Genomic DNA, 19,808 nt, shown 5'->3' with positions numbered 1-19,808 from the left:
TTTCTTTATATTTGAGAAATCTTTAAAAGCGGTATGCAGTTTAGACATCCAGAACTTCTTTATGCTTTAATTTTACTGGTAATTCCATTTATTGTTCATTTGTTTAAGCTTCGTAAATTTCAGAAAGAAGCATTTACCAATGTAAAATTGCTTAAGAAAGTAGTTCAGGAAAACCGCAAAAGCAATCAGCTTAAAAAGTGGCTGATTCTTATAGCGCGGACTTTAGCTTTGGCTTTTTTGATTCTCGCTTTTGCGCAGCCATTTATTCCTTCAGGAAAAACAGCTAAACAAAGCACTTCTACCCTGCTCTATCTGGATAATTCGTTTAGCATGCAATTGCCAGGCGATCACGGACCAATGTTACAACATAACATTCAGCAATTATTGGAAAATAGCCAGCAAAATGATCATTTTGGCTTGTTTACCAATAATAAAGACTTCGGAATTATCTCTCCTTCAGAAGATCAATCTGAACTTCAGGATATCGATTACAGCTCAAATTCGATGAATTTTAACCTGATCAATTTAAAAGCTCGACAGTTTTTTAATGAACACCCGGCAGATGTACAGCGACTGGTTTTAATTTCAGATTTTCAGCAAAATTTTGGGAATTTAAATAAGCTTGAAAATGTAGCATATCATTTCGTAAAAAATGAAGCGCAAAACATCTCGAATATTAGTGTAGATTCGGCTTATGTGATCGATAAAAACCTGAATCAATTTAGCATAAAAGCCAATTTTAGCACTACTGAAAAATTAGATCGTGATATCCCTATTAGCCTGAAAAACGGCGAACAGATTTTGGCTAAAAAGAGCATCAATTTTAAAGAAAATAAGCAACAAGAAGTCGAATTTCGATTACAGGCTGAAGAAATTGAAAACGGAATTATTTCGATTGAAGACAACGCACTTGTCTACGATAACGAACTGTTTTTTACTTATGCTGAAACACCAAAAATCAATGTTTTAAGTGTTTCGGGTAGCGATGCCGACTTTCTTCACCGAATTTTCACTAAAGACCAATTCAGCTATACCAATTTTAATGAAAATGAAGTTGATTTTAGTGCTTTTAGCAATGCAGATTTGATCATTTTAAACGAAGTAGAGCAAATTAATAACGCTTTACAAAACCAGGTGCTGGAAAAAGCAAAAGAAGGCACGCCTGTTTGTATTATCCCAGCTTCTAATCTTCAGCTTCAAAATTATAATTCACTTTTATCGAATCTTGGCTTACCAATTATCAAGAATAAACAAAACAAGGAATTATTAATTACTGAAATTTCTTTTGAGCACCCACTATTTGAGAATGCATTCGAAAAAGAGATCAGCAACTTTCAATATCCTGAAGTACAAAGCTTTTACAATTTTAATAAGGATGCTTCAGCCGCATTAGCTTATCAAAATAATAATGCTTTTTTAATGAATTCTGGCAATAGCTATTTATTTTCAGCACCAATCAGTCAGGAAAATTCTAACTTTCAAAATTCGCCGTTAATCGTTCCTGTTTTCTATAATTTGGGAATTTCAGCTTTAAAAACGCCAAGCTTATATTTTGAAGTCGGCCAGGAAAATACCTTCGATTTAAATATAACAGGAAATGGTGATCACGTAGTTGAAATTCAGCAAAACTCTACCGATAGTTTTATTCCGCTTCAACAAAATACCTCAGACAAGATCACGGTAACCACCACAGAGCTGCCTGAAAATGCTGGAAATTACATGATAACATATCAGGAAAATAGAATTTTACCAATTAGTTATAATTATCCAAGAAACGAAAGTGATCTTAATTATCTGGATATTAACGAATTTGAAAATATCGAAAAGCAAACCGACCTAAATACATTTTTTGAAAGTGCAAAAGCTGCGCAACAAATCGATGTGCTTTGGAAATGGTTTATTATTTTTGCACTGATCTTTTTAATCATAGAGATGCTCCTCTTAAAATTTTTTAAATGAAGCTACTTATAAAATCTGCCACAATCGTAGACCAGCAAAGCGATTATCATTTAAAACAAGCCGATATTCTTATTGAAGATGGCCTTATTAAAAAAATCGGAAATGCTATTGAAACTAAAGCTGATAAAGAAATTAGCATTGAAGGATTACACGTTTCACGGGGATGGTTTGATAGCAGTGTGAGTTTTGGAGAACCAGGTTATGAAGAACGTGAAACAATCGAAAACGGGCTAAAAACAGCAGCATTTAGCGGATTTACCGATGTGGTCTTAAATGCGCAAACCAATCCTACTATTGATAATAGTTCTGCCATTTATTCGGTAAAAGCAATGGCACAAGGAAATGCAGTTAACCTTTTGCCAACGGGCGCCTTAACAGTAAAAACTGAAGGTGTTGATCTTGCTGAACTTTTTGATATGGGAAATGCCGGTGCGGTAAGCTTTGCAGATTATAAAAAACCGGTGAGTAATCCTAATCTGCTTAAAATTGCTTTGCAGTACGCACAAAATTTTGATGGATTGGTGCAATCCTTTCCGTTAGAAAAGAAAATTGCGGGAAAGGGAATTGTAAACGAGCATCATAACAGTACCCTCCTAGGCTTAAAAGGAATACCTAATCTGGCTGAAGACCTGCAAATTGCACGTGATCTTTATCTTTTAGAATATGCTGGTGGGAAACTGCATATCCCAACCGTTTCTACAGAAAAATCTGTTGCTCTAATTAAGGAAGCTAAGAAAAAAGGTCTGGATGTGACCTGTAGCGTTGCTATCCACAACCTTATATTGACCGATGATCTGCTAAACGAGTTTGATACTCGAGCAAAAGTGCTACCTCCGCTAAGGACAAAGAAAGACACCAAAGCCTTAATTAAAGGATTGAAAGAAGGCACGATCGATTTTGTGACCAGTGATCACGATCCAATCGATATCGAAAATAAAAAAGTAGAATTCGATAACGCCAATTACGGAACTATTGGTTTAGAAAGTGCTTTTGGTGCTTTACAAACTATTTATTCTACAGAAGAAAGTATTGAAATCTTAACTCGTGGTAGAGATCGTTTTAAAGCTGAAAGTTCTATAATTGCTGAAGAAGAAATGGCAAAACTATCTTTCTTTTTACCTGAAGAGAAATACACTTTCCAGAAATCTGATATTCTTTCAACCTCACAAAACAGTATATTTTTAGGGCAGAATTTAAAAGGAAAAGCGATTGGTATTTTTAATAACAATCAATTAATCATTTCCGAAGATTTATAAAACTATGACTCAAAATACCCCAACTAAAACTAAAGATGGTAAAACTGCAGCGATTACAGCCTATATAACCATATTTGGCTTTATACTTGCCATTTTTTTTAATATGGAAAATAAACATAAATTAGCTAGTTTTCATATTCGACAAGCTTTTGGGACACATATACTGTTTTACGTGCTAGGAGCTATAGCATCAATATTCACTAATTTTTTTATACCAACTGCTTTTTATTTAGTTTATGTTGTTTTAGCTATTTATGGTCTCGTAGCTGCAATACAGGGGGAGTTTAGGTTGATTCCTTATATTGGCGAATATTTTCAAAAATGGTTTAAATCGATTACCTAATGCAAACAGCGAATCTTTCTTTAGAACACGTTATAAAACAACCAAAAGGTCAAACTGAAAAAGCTTCCGTAGTTTTTATGTTTCATGGCTATGGTAGTAATGAACAAGATCTTTTTAGCTTTGCAGGCGAGTTACCCGAAGAGTTTTTTGTAATCTCGGTGAAAGCTCCATATCCCATGCAGCCAAGTGGTAATGCCTGGTATGCAATATATTTTGACGACGCTAGCGGAAAATTTAGCGACGACGAGCAAGCCATTAAATCACGGGATTTAATCGCTCAATTTATCGATGAAGCCATTGAAGCTTACCCAATAAACAAGAATAAAGTTACGCTACTAGGTTTTAGCCAGGGCAGTATTTTAAGTTATGCCGTTGCACTCTCTTATCCAGAAAAAATTAAAAATATTGTTGCTCTAAGCGGATACGTAAATAAAGACATCATTAAATCTGGTTTCGAAAATAATGATTTTAAACATTTAAATTTCTATTGTTCCCACGGAACTGTAGACCAGGTTATCCCAATCGATTGGGCTAGAAAAACCAAACCTTTCCTTGATCAATTAAATATCAAAAACATCTATTCTGAATTTCCCGTTGGTCACGGTGTAGCACCACAAAACTTCTTTGAACTTAAGGAATGGCTGGAGAAAAATGGGTAATTAATTCTCAAAGCTCTTCCAACCTATTAAAGTTCTTTTAACTTTATAATATGACATTTGTTAGGTTTCATGCTCAAAAATACTGGTAAATTTGTACCACTTCTTGCAAATAAAGAAGCATTTTTTGGAAACTAATTTAATTGTTAATAACCTCGCAAAAAACGAGAATTAACATCAAGAACTCACTTTTAGGTGAGCAAAAAATAAGTATTATGAATAAAGGTATCTACATTGCTACAATGGAAGAAGACAGTGGAAAGTCATTAATATCCCTGGGGCTGATGCAAACTCTTTTAGGAAAAACAGATAAAGTAGGATATTTTAGACCAATAATCGATGATTTTCCCGAAAGCCAAAAGGACAATCATATCGAAACTGTTCTATCTCAATTTGATATTGAAATTCCATACGAAGAAGCCTATGGAGTAACCAGAAAAGAATTGGTTGATAAAAGAAATGACGGTAAAGCAGGCGAAATTATAGACGTCATCATTCAGAAGTACAAAAAGCTAGAAGAAGAGTTCAATTTTGTTTTAGTGGAAGGAACCGATTTTTCTGTAAAAGGAAATGTTTTTGAATTCGACACCAATGTAACCATCGCAAAAAATCTTGGTCTGCCTACCATAATTATCTCAAGCGGAAAAGATAAAACGCAAAAGGAACTTGTTGACGCGCTAAATTTTGTTTACAGCTCTTTTAGTAATCGTGATGTAAAAGTAATTGGAGTTGTTGCCAATAAAATTGAGGAAGAAAATGTTGATCACGTTAGAAAAGATCTCAATAATTTTTTTCCAAAAGAAGTAGAAGTTTCTATTGTTCCTATGATAAAAAGCTTACTTCATCCTACCATTAAGGAAATTGTAGAAGAGCTTGAAGGCAAAGTAATTTTTGGAGAAACACATTTAAATAATCAAACTGGTAATTTTGGGGTTGGAGCAATGCAATTGCGTAATTATCTTACAAAACTTAAAGAAAATAGTCTTGTAATTACTCCTGGGGACCGTGCAGATATTATTCTTGGTGCTTTACAAGCGCATATTTCTGCCAATTATCCTCCAATATCTGGAATTATTTTAACCGGCGGACTAATCCCTGAAGATAGTATCTTAAAACTTATCGAAGGACTTTCACAAATTGTTCCTATAGTTTCAGTACAGGGCGGAACTTTTAGTGTTACTAATCGTATTGGTAATATTAAGTCCAAAATTTATAAAGACAGCAAACAGAAAATCATGACGTCTTTGGCTGTTTCAGATAAATACTTAAATCTTGATAGTCTTACTGAAAAACTCTTCAATTTTCAGCCAAAAGCGCTTACACCAAAGATGTTTCAGTATAGTCTTTACAAACGTGCGCAGCAATCCAGAAAACGTATTGTACTTCCAGAAGGTACCGACGAGCGTATATTAATTGCTACAATGCGTCTTATCGCACTTAATATTGTAGACATTACGCTATTAGGAAGCATCGATAAAATTAAAAATAAGATCGCAGATCTTGGGTTAAATATTGATTTGAGCAAAATTAATGTTATCGATCCTGTACATTCAGATAAATACGACGAATATTCAGAAACTTTTTATGAACTAAGAAAACATAAAAATGTAAATATGGATATGGCTCGTGATATGATGGCCGATGTTTCTTACTTTGGGACCATGATGATCCATAAAGGTGATGCAGACGGCATGGTCTCGGGTGCCGCACATACCACCCAGCATACCATTAGACCCGCGCTTCAGTTCATCAAAACAAAACCAGGCGTATCTGTAGTTTCGTCAGTATTTTTTATGTGTTTAGAAGATCGTGTTTCAGTATTTGGTGACTGTGCGATTAATCCTAATCCTAATGCTGCTGAACTTGCTGAAATTGCAATTTCTTCCGCAGAGAGTAGCCTTGCATTCGGTATCGAACCAAAAATTGCGATGCTTTCTTACTCTTCAGGAACTTCGGGTAAAGGTGAAGATGTAGATCGTGTTCGTGAAGCGACCGAGATCGTTAGAAACAAGCGTCCAGACCTTAAAATTGAAGGACCTATACAATATGATGCTGCGGTAGATGCTACTGTAGGAAAAAGTAAATTACCAGGTTCTGAAGTTGCGGGACAGGCAAGCGTACTTATTTTCCCAGACCTTAATACCGGGAACAACACCTACAAAGCCGTACAACGAGAAACCGGCGCATTGGCTATAGGACCAATGTTACAGGGACTTAATAAACCGGTTAACGATTTAAGTAGAGGATGTACCGTGGACGACGTTTTTAATACAGTAATTATAACCGCAATACAAGCACAAGGATTTTAATATGAATATTTTAGTTATAAACTCAGGTAGTTCTTCTATAAAATACCAACTTATAAAAATGCCCGAAGAAACCGTTGCCGCAAGCGGTCTTGTAGAGCGAATAGGTTTAGATAAGGCTTTAATTCATTATAATGCAGGTGAAACCAAACTTAGTAAAGAAGTAGAAATCCCAGATCACGAAACCGGATTAAAAAGAATTACTACTTTTTTGATGGATAGCGAAGTTGGTGTAATTGAGGATGAAAATCATATTCAGATTGTTGGACATCGTGTGGTTCATGGCGGAAAAAGTTTAACAAAAACAGTTGAAGTTACTGCGGAAGTTAAAGAAGAGATTAGAAATGTATTTCCGTTGGCTCCTCTACACAATCCTCATAATTTAAGAGGAATTGAAGTGGCTGAAAAAGTTTTTGCAAATGCGAAACAAGTGGTCGTTTTTGATACTGCTTTTTTCCATACCATGCCGCAAAAAGCGTATCAATTTGCTATTCCTAAAAAGTTTATGGAAGAAAATGCGGTACGATCGTATGGATTTCATGGAACCAGTCATAAATATGTTTCTGAAAAAGCAATTGAATATTTAAATGAAAAAGGGCTTCCTTCAGAAAAAATAATCACAGTACATCTTGGTAATGGATGCAGCATAACCGCAATTAAAGATGGAATTGCTATCGATCATTCTTTGGGAATGGGACCGGCAAACGGGCTTATAATGGGAACTCGTGCTGGTGATATCGATCAATCTGTAATCTTTTATCTAATCGATAAGCTTGGTTACACACCACAACAAGTAAATGATATTTTGCTGAAAGAAAGCGGAATGTTAGGTCTTACCGGTTATAGCGATATGCGCGATATAGAAGAAAAATCGGCTGAAGGTGATGAAACCTGTCGATTGGCGCTTTACATGAACGGGTATCGTATAAAAAAATATATTGGTTCTTATATCGCAGCTTTAAATGGTGTTGATGGTATTGTATTTACAGCCGGAATTGGTGAAAATAGCAGTGTAATTCGTAAAATTGCTCTAGAAGATATGGAATATTTAGGGCTTCATTTGGATCATCGAAAAAATGATGTTCGCGGAAAAACAATTCGTCCTATAAATCCGCCAGAAGCAAAAACAAAGATTTTGGTTGTGCCTACAAATGAAGAATTAGAGATTGCCAAGCAGTCTTATGCTTTGGTAAACTAAATTAGTTTTCTGTAAAGTTGATAAAGCTCAGATTCTAAGAATCTGAGCTTTTTTTATCTAATTTGAAATTTGAAAAATTATTTATTATCAGTTAACGCTATCACTTTGGGGAGTTGTTCGTAATATTTTTCAAGACTCCACTTCATCTGAAATCCTTGCTGAAGGTAAGTTTGCATATCAGGCAGACCTACTTCTGCTCTTAAGCTATCAACTTTTTCAGGATTTTGTATTGGCCGTACATATTTTTCGCCAGTAGCATTATCGATCCAAACCTGGCTACCATAAATTTGCTTCCCTCCTTCCCTTAGTGCTATTCTATCTTTTAATAATGCAAGATTCGATGCGAAAGTTTTACCTTCTTCAACGGCAGATTCGATAAGAGGAAGATATTTTTTCTGCTTACCCAAATCGGCGTGCTGAATGACTAAAAACAGGGTTTGATTTTGCTGTAAATTCAGGTTTTCTGGCCATCCATTTTGTAAGATTTCAATCACTTTTTTTTGATTGATCGAATCCTGAGTTTTCATTTCGCCAATAAGCTCCTTGAATTCTGAAGTATTCGTTTTTCCCTGTTGCTGAAGTTGAATGAGTTCCATTCTAATCCCCTGATCGGTTTTCCAAATGGAATCTAATTGTGCTGAAATTTGCTGATTTTGGGCAAAAACAGATTGAAAAATAAATAATAAAGAAACTAAAATAACTGATGATAATCTTTGCATGATTGATCTCTTTATTTAAAGACGAATCACGTAAAAATTTGTTACTCATAAATAAGTATAAAATTATTCAGTAGGATATAGAAAAGAGTTTAGTGGCTCAAATTCTACTTTTCCATTTTCGCTAATAAAATACTTCAATAAAACTTCGCCCCAATGTTGTCCATCAGTGAATTCAGCGATTACCCATTTATGATTAAGCAATTTGATTTTATTGATACGCATAGGATCTTTCATGCCTTCAAAAGGAACCATCTCGTTATCCTCTTCCGCTTTATTCATATCAATTAAAGCATCCTGAACTTTCTGCTCTACTTCAGCCGCTTTAAAACCATTATTTTCAAAATAAGTGATTGCAGGTTCATTTCTTTTCAGACTAAAATCGTAGAAATTTTCAGGTTTAGTAGTTTCTTCATTTTCCTCTTCAGCTTCTAACTTATCTAATTTCTTTTGCAAGCTTACAATTCTGCTTGTTTGATCGTCAAGAATTTTCTTGTCGTTCACATAAATAAATATAGCAAACAACGCAGCGAATATGAATAAATATAGTAGGATCTTATTTTTCATCAATCGTTATTTTCAAATTATCATAAGCTAAATGTACATTTTCGGGTAAAGATCGTTCTACCTCTTCGTGAAAACCAAGCAAATGACTAATATGAGTTAAGTAAGTTTTCTTAGGCTTTATTTTCCCAATAAACTCTAAAGCTTCAGCAAGATTAAAATGCGAATGATGAGGCTCTATTCGCAGCGCACTAACAACGACAACATCAAGATTATGCAGTTTTTCTGCTTCTTTTTCAGAAATAGATTTAATATCGGTTAAATAAGCAAACTTATCCATTCGATAACCATAAACCTGTAATCGATTATGCAGATAGCTTACAGGAGTAATTTGTTTTCCTTCAACTTCAAAATTATTATCGGTAACTATATGCTGTTTTACACCAGGTGCGCCTGGATATTTATTTTCGGTTACAAAAATATAATCAAAACGCTTTTTTAATGAATCCAACACGCGATTGTGAGCATATATAGGAATATCTCCCTGTCTAAAGAAAAAAGGACGTATATCGTCTAAACCAGCAACATGATCATTATGTTCGTGGGTAAAAAGAATGGCATCCAGCTTTGTAAAATTGTTTGCCAGCATCTGCATTCTAAAATCTGGACCACAATCTATAAGTATATTTAAATCGTCCCACTCTACCATTACCGAAACCCTTAAGCGTTTATCCTTAGGATTTTCGCTTAAACAAACGGGGTGATTACTACCAATTATTGGGATTCCTTGTGATGTGCCTGTACCTAAAAATGTAACTTTCAAGAATGTTATATTTGTGACAAAGTTAATTAATATTTTTTGTTTACCTTGGTGTTTTAGTACCTTTGACAGCGTAAAAAAGGAATTCATCTAAAAGGAAAAATATGCCAATCACCATAATGGGCGACAAGGAATTTGAGAATGTTCCTTCAATAAAAAGTAAAGCGCTACGTATAAATCTAAACGAAAATATTTATGGTACTTTTTCTGAAATTGGCGCAGGACAGGAAACCGTAAGAAATTTTTTTAGAGCGGGTGGTGCATCGGGTACGATCGCAAAAGCAATGAGTGCTTACGATAAAGATTTTAGTGATGCTATCTACGGTGTTGAAGATGACAGAAGGTACGTTACTGAAGCCCGACTAAAAAAAATGCTTTCTCACGAGATTAAATTAATCGAAGAAAGAATTTCCAGAGAAAAACACCCCAACAAACTCTTCTTTAGCTATGCAAATACTGTAGCTACAATCGATTTTGCAAAAAAATACAAAGGTCATGGTTGGGTTGGAATTCGTTATCAGGTAAGTCCAGAGGAAGATTATAACGAAATTAGTCTTCACATTCGATTTAAAGAAAACGATGCACGCCACCAACAAAATACGTTGGGAATTTTAGGAGTTAACTTAATTTATGGTGCTTATTATAAGTATGATAATCCTAAAAAATTACTTCGATATTTATACGATCATATCGATAAAGATCAATTAGAGATTGATACCATCAACTTTTCGGGACCAAGATTCGATAAAGTTGATAATAGATTGATGAGCTTACAGTTAGTTAAGAACGGAATGACCGATGCGGTAATGTTTAGCCCGAACGGAAATAATGTTTTACCAGCAAAAATTCTTTACAAGAAAAATATCCTCGCCCTTCGTGGTAGCTTTAGACCAGTAACTAAGGTGAACATGGATATGTTTGAAAAATCTAGAGAATTATTCTTTAGTGAAAATAGAGTTTCTGAAGAAGATACCGAGGTTATTTTTGAAATTACGCTATCCAACCTAAGAGCAGAAGGTGAGATCGATGAAAGAGATTTTATGGATCGCGCCGAGCTTCTTTGCTCATTGGGACAAACGGTAATGATTTCTAATTTCCAGGAATATTATAAAGTAGTAGAATACTTTAGTAAATATTCTAAGATGAGAATGGGTCTTGCCATGGGTGTAAACAACCTAGTAGATGTGTTTGATGAGAAATACTACCGTCATTTAAGCGGTGGAATATTAGAAGCTTTCGGTAAATTATTCTTTAAAGATTTAAAAGTTTATCTGTACCCACTTAAAGATTCTGAAACCGGAGAAATTACTACCAGTGAAAACTTAATGGTTCACCCACGTATGAAAGAATTATATAAATTCTTTAAATACAATGGCCGTGTAGAAGATATTGAAAATTATAACCCAGAAATTCTGGACATTTACTCTAGAGAAGTCTTACAAATGATAACCGACGGTAAAGAAGGCTGGGAAGATATGCTACCTGAAAAGACGACTGGCATGATTAAAGAACAAAATTTATTTCATTATAAAGAAAATAAAGAAAAGGCTCAGAAAGTCTAAAATTTGCAATTATAATTTAATAAAAAAGCGATCAGATTATTGATCGCTTTTTTTTATGTTTTGAAATATACATTTACACTTCTTTATTTAATTTTGAATAATTAGATTTTCTTACCAAAATTAAACTTCCCTAATTCAGATGCTTAAAGCGTCCCATCGTATATTTCATTCCGAAGATATTATTTAGATTGATTAAAAATTACGTTCAAATTTCTTGTGAATATCCGTTTTGCTTTAATACATTTGTGATATTATTTATAATCAATCTAAATAAAAATTAAATGAAAAAAGCATTACTCATTGTTATTCTTGTTCTGAGTAGATTTTATGTCGGATTTTCACAAAATCAAGACATAGAACTTAGAGGATTTGTTTTGGATGAACAACAAAATCCAGTTAATAAGGCCAATGTATATTTAAAAAATTCTACCTACGGAACTTTTACCGATCAAAATGGTTCTTTTAGTATTAATGGAATTGAAAAAGGGGAATATACCATCGTTATTTCTGAAATAGGGTTTATAAAAAAAGAACTGAAAATTAACCTGCAATCGAGTCAAAATATAAATATTGAACTGCGGACAGAAGTTAATACTCTTTCAGATGTTTGGCTTTCCGGAGAAAAAGACAAAGGCTATACTAGTAGGAATGTTTCTTCTTCATTAAAATTGGATCAGGAATTAATCAATATCCCACAAAATATCCAGATTATTACCAACGATGTTTTACAAGACCAGGCAACCATCTCAATGATGGAAAATATTACCCGAAATGTTAGTGGCGCTCAAATGATCGAACATTGGGGCAATTTTGCCAGGATTAATATGCGTGGTTTCAGGATTCCGCCTTTTAGAAATGGAATGAATGTATTATCTACATGGGGACCAATGGCAGAAGATCTTGCACTAGTTGAAAGAATTGAAGTAGTAAAAGGCCCCTCGGCTTTTATGCTCTCCAGTGGCGAACCAGGTGGATTATATAATGTGGTCACAAAAAAGCCAACCGGAAGAGAGCGTGGTGAAATAAGTTTACTTACCGGAAGTTACAGTACGCTTAGAGCAACTGTAGATTTAGAAGGTAAATTATCTAATGATAATAAATTGCAATATCGATTTGTTGGCGCTGCATCTACAAAAGAATCACACAGGGATTACGAGCCTGAAAACCGTTATACCTTTGCCCCTTCCTTAAAATATCAAATTGACGAAAAAACTTCGGTAACAGCACAATATACTTATCAGTATTACAAAACCAAACTTATAGGATCGGCTTATGTTTTTGCCCCAAACAAATATGCCGATTTAGATAGGGATTTTACACTTTCAGACCCACGTTTAGGACCATCTGTAATGAAAGAGCACTACGGTTTCATTAATTTCGAGCACCAGTTGGCTGATAACTGGAATTTAACTGCACAATTAAGTTATATTAATTATCAACATGAGGGACAAAGTTTATGGATAGACGGCAATTTTGGGGTTAAAGAAAATGGTGATCTATTAAGGGATATTAGTATTTGGGATGCCCATGAAGAGCAAAAGCTGGGACAGGTATTTATTACCGGTAAAGAACAAACCGGTAGTATTTCCCACAATATTCTGGCTGGTTTAGATTATGGAAACAAAAAATATATTGCCGATTGGTCGCAGTCGGTTACTATAGATACCATAGGAAACCCTTTTAATATTTATAACCCTCAACCGGCTGCCATCCTACCTGATTTTGATAGAGAAACAAGCTTAGAGCAAAGAGCTGATGGAATAATTACCTCACAATATTTGTCTTATTATCTTCAAGATGAATTAGGGTTTTTAGAAGATGATTTACGAATAACATTAGCAGGAAGATATACTGAATTTGAAAGTAGTTACAATGCGAAATCAGATGATAATGTTTTTACTCCACGCGTGGCATTAGCATATTCGATTTTGGATAATCTTACCATTTATGGAATGTACGATCAATCATTTTTACCAGAGCAGGGAACAAACAGGTTAGGAGATCCTTTTGATCCTGTTACTGCTGAGGATATTGAAGGTGGCCTAAAATTCCAATTTATGGATGGAAGATGGAATGCTACCGCTACTTACTTCAATATTCATAAAGATAAATTTTTAGTTATCGATCCTGAAGATGCCAATTATTCCATTCAGCAAGATACCGATATCACATCTAAGGGATTTGAATTTGATACTCGTGGAGAAATTACAAGAGGTCTGAGCTTAATCCTCAACTATGCTTACACAAATTTAGAAGACGAAGATGGTAATCCTATTGCCGGTTTTTCTAAACATGTTACCAATGGTTGGCTAAATTATAAATTCCAGGATGCAAAATTAAAAGGATTTGGAGTTTCCCTTGGTTATCAATATCTGGTTGACCGGTCGTCATGGGTTTGGGCTTCAGAAGGACAAACCGATTTACCTGATTACTTCAGGATGGATGGTGCATTAAGCTGGGAGAACGAAAAATTCCGTGTATCACTTAACCTTAATAACCTTCTTAACGAATATCTTTACTCTGGTGCCGATTACGGAAGTTATGTATATTGGCAAAGTGAACCTGGTAGAAATTTTAGACTAAGCCTTAACTATAAATTTTAACCCTCGTGAAGGGATTCAAAACAGCAAACCAAATAACCTCCACCTCCCAGATAGCAAAACTATAGTGGAAGTAATCAGAAAACGCTAAACCCAAATGATCTTTTCAGAGATTTAAAAAATTGAAACTAAATATTTTAAATATGAAAAAACTAAGTCTTATTTTACTATTCTTACTATGTTACACATCTTCTTTTGCCCATTATTTATGGATCGAGACCAATCCAACAGGTAAACTGAATAAAGAGCAGGAAATAAAAATTCATTATGGCGAATACACCTACGGAGTTCTTGAAAAAACCGATGGTGAGGCTTTTAAAAGCGTTTCGAAGTTTGAGGTTTGGGTAATTAATCCTGATGGAACTTCGACCAAACTAAATTTAGACAAAAAAGAAGATCATTATTTAGGTTATTTTACTCCTAAAAATGAAGGAATATTTACCATTCAGCTTAAAAATGATAATATCGATGTTGTTGATTATACTGAATATGACTTCGGAATTTTTAAAACCTATTATCAGTCTTTCGCAAAAGTAAAAGTGGGAAAAGGAGAAAAAGCTTCAGAAATAACCGAAAAAGGATTAAGCATCAGAGAATTACCGTCTGAGAATGAAGAAAAAAACCTTCAGGTGTTTTATAAAGGACAACCGATTAGCGAACAGGAAGTAAAAATCTATGTTTCAGATCTTTGGTCTAAAACATTAACTACCGATGCTGAAGGTAAGATCTCATTTAAACTTCCGTGGAATACAAAATATACCGTAGAAACCACTAAAAATGAAAATGTCCCCGGCACTTATAATGGTGAAGACTACGAATTTATCTGGCATTGTGCTACATATTGCTTTCCGCAAAAATAAATAACTATTTATCGAAAATAACCTATTCGCTGGCCATCCATATTTTTGATGATAAACATCAATCAGCAGCAATAAAAAAGCCTCGAAAAAATCTCGAGGCTTTTGTTTTATAAATGAAAATCTTAATTCTATTCAACACGTTCAATTTTAGCTCCTATACTTTTTAATCGTGCTTCAATATCTTCATATCCCCTATCGATCTGCTCGATATTATGGATGGTAGATGTTCCTTTTGCAGAAAGCGCCGCAATTAATAGGGAAATTCCCGCTCTAATATCTGGAGATGTCATTGTCGTAGCCTTCAAGGTCGATTGAAAATCATGACCTATTACGGTAGCTCTATGCGGATCGCAAAGGATAATTTTCGCACCCATATCAATAAGCTTATCTACAAAGAAAAGTCGACTTTCAAACATTTTCTGATGGATAAGCACACTACCTTTAGCCTGTGTTGCCACTACCAAAATAATACTCAGCAAATCGGGTGTAAAACCAGGCCAGGGTGCATCGCTAATATTCATTATAGAGCCATCTATAAAACTTTGTACCTCGTAACCTTCAGTATGTGCAGGAATAAAAATATCGTCACCTCGCCGCTCAATTCTAATTCCAAGTTTTTTGAAGGTAGTAGGAATCAAACCTAGCATCTCCCAGTTTACATTGGTAATAGTAATTTCACTTTTTGTCATTGCCGCAAGACCAATCCAAGATCCTATTTCTACCATATCTGGTAAAATAGTATGCTCGCAACCTCCTAATTCTTTTACTCCTTCAATAATTAATAAGTTGGATCCTACGCCACTAATATTAGCTCCCATAGAATTCAACATTTTACAAAGCTGTTGTAAATATGGTTCACAGGCAGCATTATAAATTGTTGTAGTTCCTTCTGCCATTACTGCAGCCATCACGATATTAGCAGTACCTGTTACCGATGCTTCTTCTAAAAGCATGTACTTACCTTTAAGTCCGTTTGGAGCTTCCACTCCATAAAAACGGTCTTCTTTATTATATCGGAAAGTAGCTCCAAGATTTATAAAACCTTCAAAATGCGTATCTAAACGACGGCGACCAATTTTATCACCACCCGGTTTTGGAATATACCCCTTACCAAATCGTGCTAAAAGAGGCCCTACAATCATAATAGAACCACGTAAACCACTACCGTCTTTTTTAAATTGTTCGCTTTGTAAATAATCAAGATCTAATTGATCACTTTTAAAAGAATAACGCCCTTTTCCTAATTTTTGAATTTTAACACCTAGATTCTTCAGTAAGCTAATTAGCTTATTAACATCAATAATATCGGGTATATTATTAATAATTATTTCTTCTGAAGTTAATAAGACAGCACAAAGAATCTGTAAGGCTTCATTTTTCGCTCCCTGAGGCTGAATTTTCCCCTGAAGCTGATGCCCTCCTTCTATTTGAAAAGTTCCCATTAAAATTGGTTAAATTTTAGTAACGTTTACGGGGTTTGCGACCCGATCTTTTAGAATTATTATTTTTGGTAAATTTCTTTTTACCACGCATAAGATTAGAAGAATCGCTTAAATCTTCGTCAGAATTTTTCAGATTTAATTCGCCACCACTCAACTCTTTCAAATGCTCAAAAATCACATTATCATCTACAGTATCACGATTCCAATTAAGAAAAGATTTCTTCATGTGGTTAGCAATCGCTAATACTAATGCATCCTTAAATTCACCCTCCTCATATTTTTTAGCCTCATCGATCATCCTTTTAATATTGTTACCGTAGAAACGATATTTCGGAAAATTTTGTGGGTAATCAAGAGTATCAGGGCGTTCCTCTAGCTTTTCACGACTAGGTTTAGGAAACGGAGATTCTACATCTAATTTAAAATCACTGATTATAAAAAGTTGATCCCATAATTTATGTTGAAAATCTGCAACATCACGAAGATGCGGATTCATATTTCCCATTACCGAGATAATAGAATTAGCAACACGGTTTCTCTCTTCATCATCCTCAATACTTACAGCATGCTCTACCATTTTCTGTAGATGTCTTCCGTATTCAGGAATTATCAACGTACTCCTTTCAGAGTTATATTCTAATGCGTTTGTCAAAAAAATAGATTTAAATTAGGTAATATTTAATTGCAGAAGTTTATTCTGCCTGCAAAATAAGAAATATTAACTAAGTTGAATAATAATAACGGCTTTTTAGCAATAAAAGTGTTATAGCGAGATTACGCCTTCTACTTTTTGCCCTACTTCTTTATACTTGGCAATTACTTCATCAGGATTTTTCATCGTAACATTTACAGAAACGCTGGTGTATGTACCCTTTTTAGATTTTTTAGTAGTAATAACCGCCCCCATATTGTCAAAAACATCCTCTACTCCTTTTATTTTCTCTTCGCTTGAAGGAACAATAAATTTATATAAATATTCTGAAGGCCAAATGGCTGTATCCTGAAGTTGAGCTTTTAGTTTTGCGTAAAATTCGTCAGGATTTTTAGATTCACTCATAATTCTTTGTTCAAAAATTTAAGGTAACAAAGATACAAGCTTTATACCATTTTTATAATCAAAATCAAATGTCGAAATTTGCAGGGTGAAAGCAAAAAAAATTGTAATAACCGGGGGACCGGGAACGGGAAAATCTTCGATAATTTTCGAATTGGAAAAAAGAGGCTACACCTGCCTGCATGAGATTTCTAGACAGGTTACTTTAGAAGCTCAAAAAGAAGGGATAGATCAATTATTTTTAGAGCAACCTCTCTTATTTAGTGAGAAACTTTTGGAAGGAAGAGATGCGCAATATCAAGAAGCAGAAGCTTTTGAAGAGGATCTTATATTTATAGATCGTGGCGTACATGACGTAGTGGCATATATGGATTATTTTAATACAAAATACGACGAGCCTTTTATTTCTATCTGCAAGAAAAGGAAATACGAACAGGTTTTTATGTTACCGCCATGGGAAAAAATTTATAAGAGCGATAATGAACGATATGAAACATTCGCTGAAGCTGAAAAAATATCACTTTTTTTAACTGATACGTACAAGAATTACGGATATAAACCCTTAATTGTACCTACCGGAACAGTAAAAGAAAGAGCTGATTTTATTTTAAAGAACATCGAGCCCTAATAGTGCAGGAAGCTTTAAATATATTAAATAAATATTGGGGGCATAAAGCGTTTAGATCGCTGCAATGGCCTATTATCTCTTCAGTTCTTGAAGGGGAAAATGTACTTGCTCTAATGCCTACGGGGGGTGGAAAATCTATATGTTTTCAAGTACCTGCTCTTTTACAAGATGGCATTTGTATTGTAGTTTCTCCACTAATTGCTTTAATGGAAGATCAGGTAAGCAGTCTACAATCCAAAGGGATAAAGGCTATGGCGATTACCGGAGGAATTTCCTTTGACGATTTAGATAAAAAACTGGATAATTGTATTTATGGAAACTATAAATTTCTATATCTCTCACCAGAAAGATTACAAATGGAGCTTGTACAGGAGCGCATCCGATTAATGAATGTAAACCTAGTCGCAATAGACGAAGCACATTGCATCTCGCAATGGGGACATGATTTTAGACCAGCATATAGAAATATTTCAATTTTTAAGGAGTTAAAACCTGAAATTCCATTAATTGCGTTAACAGCAACCGCAACTCTGGATGTTATCGAGGACATAAAGGATCAATTAGAGTTACCCGACTTAAAGCTGCACAAAAAGTCCTTTTATCGTCCCAATATTGCCTATAATGTTAAGGTTGCTGAAGATAAATTCTATGAAATCTCTAAGCTCTTAACTTCGGCTGAAGAAACAGCTATCATTTACGTAAGAAGTAGAAATGCAACTACAGAAATTGCAAACTATCTAAAAACCCAGGGATACCAGGCTGAAGCCTTTCATGGCGGAATGAAACAGCAAGAAAAAAAGCGAAAACTGGAAGATTGGTTAAACAATAAATTTAGGATAATGGTCGCAACAACCGCCTTTGGTATGGGAATCGATAAACCCGATGTGCGCCACGTGATTCATTTAAATTTACCAGAAAATCTAGAAAGTTATTTTCAGGAAGCCGGGCGTGCCGGTAGAGATGGAAAGTTTGCAACGGCCACAGCCATTACCAATAAAGGCGATATTCCTGTTTTAGAGAATCAATTTTTGGCAAAATTACCTTCAGTTTCCGAAATTAAAGAAATCTATAAGAAGTTATTTAGCTATTTTAGAATAGCATACGGCGAAGGTGAACAAGAGATATTTAACTTTAACTTCAACTCTTTTTGCAAACAATACTCATTCAATATTCATAAAGCCTATTCAGCTTTGCAAATATTAGAACGCTGTTCCATACTGAAACTGAGTGAAGAATTTCACAAAAAGACACTTGTAAAATTTGAAGTATCGCCAGGAAGTTTAAACCATTATTTGCAATCACGCCCTGAAATTTCTGAATTTGCAAGAGCTATTTTACGCACCTATGGTGGTGTTTTCGAAAATCTCACTGCTATCAATATTTCTTCCTTATCGCAAAAGACAAATCTTACTGAAGACAAAGCACTGCACTTACTTCAGAAGTTAGAGAAAGATGAAATTATTGAGTTTGATTATGCTCAGCATGATGCTTCTGTTACGTTTTTAGTACCAAGAGAAGACGAGCGAACTTTGATACCGCATACTAAATTCATTCAGCAATATCTTCAGAATAAAAAAGAAAAAATAGAGCAGGTTTTAAACTATATCGATAATAACAAAAGCTGTAGAAGTAAACAGCTTTTAAGTTATTTTGGAGAGAAAGAAATAGATGACTGCGGAATTTGCTCGGTTTGCACACAACAACAAACCGGTAAATTAACTCGGAATTTAATGAATATGATTTATTTGGAAATCATTAAAAAATTGAGACATTCTGAAAAATCATCGCGCGAATTGGTAGCTGAATTAGCTTTTTCTGAATCTCATATTTTACAAGTTTTACGCCTTTTAGTTGAAAAAAATAGAATTATAAGAACACCAACAAATACCTACAAAGCCAATTAA

The 19,808-nt window shown here is 34.5% G+C and carries 17 protein-coding genes; 11 read left to right on the top strand and 6 right to left on the bottom strand.

All coding sequences use genetic code 11. The features are described 5' to 3' along the window. The first annotated feature begins 33 nt into the window (after window positions 1-33). From PBT89_RS07280 to PBT89_RS07255, 6 genes are all read left to right on the top strand, one after another. Window positions 34-1,959, top strand: a complete 1,926-nt coding sequence (locus PBT89_RS07280) for a BatA domain-containing protein (RefSeq protein ID WP_270064058.1) — start codon at window positions 34-36, stop codon at window positions 1,957-1,959. Beyond that, the gene (locus PBT89_RS07275; RefSeq protein ID WP_270064057.1) at window positions 1,956-3,215 is read left to right on the top strand and encodes a dihydroorotase; all 1,260 of its coding nucleotides are present in this window, start codon (window positions 1,956-1,958) and stop codon (window positions 3,213-3,215) included. The genes PBT89_RS07280 and PBT89_RS07275 overlap by 4 nt, the downstream gene beginning before the upstream one ends. Before the next feature lie 4 nt (window positions 3,216-3,219). Beyond that, window positions 3,220-3,558, top strand: a complete 339-nt coding sequence (locus tag PBT89_RS07270; protein ID WP_270058264.1) for a hypothetical protein — start codon at window positions 3,220-3,222, stop codon at window positions 3,556-3,558. Continuing rightward, window positions 3,558-4,217 carry an alpha/beta hydrolase gene (locus PBT89_RS07265; protein WP_270064056.1) on the top strand — a complete coding sequence of 220 codons (660 nt, stop codon included), beginning with the start codon at window positions 3,558-3,560 and terminating at the stop codon, window positions 4,215-4,217. Before PBT89_RS07270 ends, PBT89_RS07265 begins: the two co-directional genes overlap by 1 nt. A 212-nt stretch (window positions 4,218-4,429) precedes the next feature. After that, window positions 4,430-6,523: a phosphate acetyltransferase gene (pta, locus tag PBT89_RS07260; RefSeq protein ID WP_270064055.1), complete on the top strand. Its 2,094-nt coding sequence runs from the start codon at window positions 4,430-4,432 to the stop codon at window positions 6,521-6,523. A gap of 1 nt (window position 6,524) precedes the next feature. Continuing rightward, window positions 6,525-7,718 (top strand): acetate/propionate family kinase, encoded by a 1,194-nt coding sequence (locus PBT89_RS07255; RefSeq protein WP_270064054.1) that lies wholly within the window; start codon window positions 6,525-6,527, stop codon window positions 7,716-7,718. Window positions 7,719-7,795: 77 nt separating this feature from the next. Here the strand turns inward: PBT89_RS07255 and PBT89_RS07250 are convergent, their stop codons facing one another. From PBT89_RS07250 to PBT89_RS07240, 3 genes are all read right to left on the bottom strand, one after another. Further along, the gene (locus tag PBT89_RS07250) at window positions 7,796-8,437 is read right to left on the bottom strand and encodes a DUF6624 domain-containing protein (RefSeq protein ID WP_270064053.1); all 642 of its coding nucleotides are present in this window, start codon (window positions 8,435-8,437) and stop codon (window positions 7,796-7,798) included. Window positions 8,438-8,500: 63 nt separating this feature from the next. Beyond that, window positions 8,501-9,001 (bottom strand): hypothetical protein, encoded by a 501-nt coding sequence (locus PBT89_RS07245; protein ID WP_270064052.1) that lies wholly within the window; start codon window positions 8,999-9,001, stop codon window positions 8,501-8,503. Then, window positions 8,991-9,761: an MBL fold metallo-hydrolase gene (locus PBT89_RS07240; RefSeq protein ID WP_270064051.1), complete on the bottom strand. Its 771-nt coding sequence runs from the start codon at window positions 9,759-9,761 to the stop codon at window positions 8,991-8,993. The genes PBT89_RS07245 and PBT89_RS07240 overlap by 11 nt, the downstream gene beginning before the upstream one ends. 101 nt (window positions 9,762-9,862) lie before the next feature. Between PBT89_RS07240 and PBT89_RS07235 the strand changes: the two genes are divergently transcribed. The 3 genes from PBT89_RS07235 (at window position 9,863) to PBT89_RS07225 (ending at window position 14,780) form a co-directional block, all read left to right on the top strand. Beyond that, window positions 9,863-11,320, top strand: a complete 1,458-nt coding sequence (locus PBT89_RS07235) for a TonB-dependent receptor (RefSeq protein ID WP_270058271.1) — start codon at window positions 9,863-9,865, stop codon at window positions 11,318-11,320. A gap of 281 nt (window positions 11,321-11,601) precedes the next feature. Continuing rightward, window positions 11,602-13,923 carry a TonB-dependent receptor gene (locus PBT89_RS07230; RefSeq protein WP_270064050.1) on the top strand — a complete coding sequence of 774 codons (2,322 nt, stop codon included), beginning with the start codon at window positions 11,602-11,604 and terminating at the stop codon, window positions 13,921-13,923. A 140-nt stretch (window positions 13,924-14,063) separates the two neighbouring features. Then, entirely contained in the window at window positions 14,064-14,780 is a 717-nt protein-coding gene (locus tag PBT89_RS07225; RefSeq protein WP_270064049.1) for a DUF4198 domain-containing protein, read from the top strand. Window positions 14,781-14,908: 128 nt separating this feature from the next. Here the strand turns inward: PBT89_RS07225 and murA are convergent, their stop codons facing one another. The 3 genes from murA to PBT89_RS07210 all read right to left on the bottom strand — a co-directional run bounded on the left by murA (window position 14,909) and on the right by PBT89_RS07210 (window position 17,279). After that, window positions 14,909-16,222 carry a UDP-N-acetylglucosamine 1-carboxyvinyltransferase gene (gene murA / locus PBT89_RS07220; RefSeq protein WP_270064048.1) on the bottom strand — a complete coding sequence of 438 codons (1,314 nt, stop codon included), beginning with the start codon at window positions 16,220-16,222 and terminating at the stop codon, window positions 14,909-14,911. Window positions 16,223-16,238: 16 nt separating this feature from the next. Further along, complete coding sequence (locus PBT89_RS07215) at window positions 16,239-16,874, bottom strand: DUF4290 domain-containing protein (protein WP_270064047.1); 636 nt, start codon at window positions 16,872-16,874, stop codon at window positions 16,239-16,241. A gap of 111 nt (window positions 16,875-16,985) precedes the next feature. Next, window positions 16,986-17,279, bottom strand: coding sequence for a DUF493 family protein (locus PBT89_RS07210; protein WP_270058276.1), 294 nt, complete (start codon window positions 17,277-17,279; stop codon window positions 16,986-16,988). An 85-nt stretch (window positions 17,280-17,364) separates the two neighbouring features. Here PBT89_RS07210 and PBT89_RS07205 point away from each other — a divergent pair, with 85 nt between their 5' ends. Continuing rightward, the gene (locus PBT89_RS07205) at window positions 17,365-17,904 is read left to right on the top strand and encodes an ATP-binding protein (RefSeq protein WP_270064046.1); all 540 of its coding nucleotides are present in this window, start codon (window positions 17,365-17,367) and stop codon (window positions 17,902-17,904) included. A gap of 2 nt (window positions 17,905-17,906) precedes the next feature. Beyond that, the gene (locus tag PBT89_RS07200; protein ID WP_270064045.1) at window positions 17,907-19,808 is read left to right on the top strand and encodes a RecQ family ATP-dependent DNA helicase; all 1,902 of its coding nucleotides are present in this window, start codon (window positions 17,907-17,909) and stop codon (window positions 19,806-19,808) included.

Source organism: Zunongwangia sp. HRR-M8 (assembly GCF_027594405.1).
Classification (GTDB): Bacteria; Bacteroidota; Bacteroidia; order Flavobacteriales; family Flavobacteriaceae; genus Zunongwangia.
The sequence above is the reverse complement of the archived record's forward strand: the minus strand, read 5'-3'. Positions and strand labels throughout refer to the sequence as shown.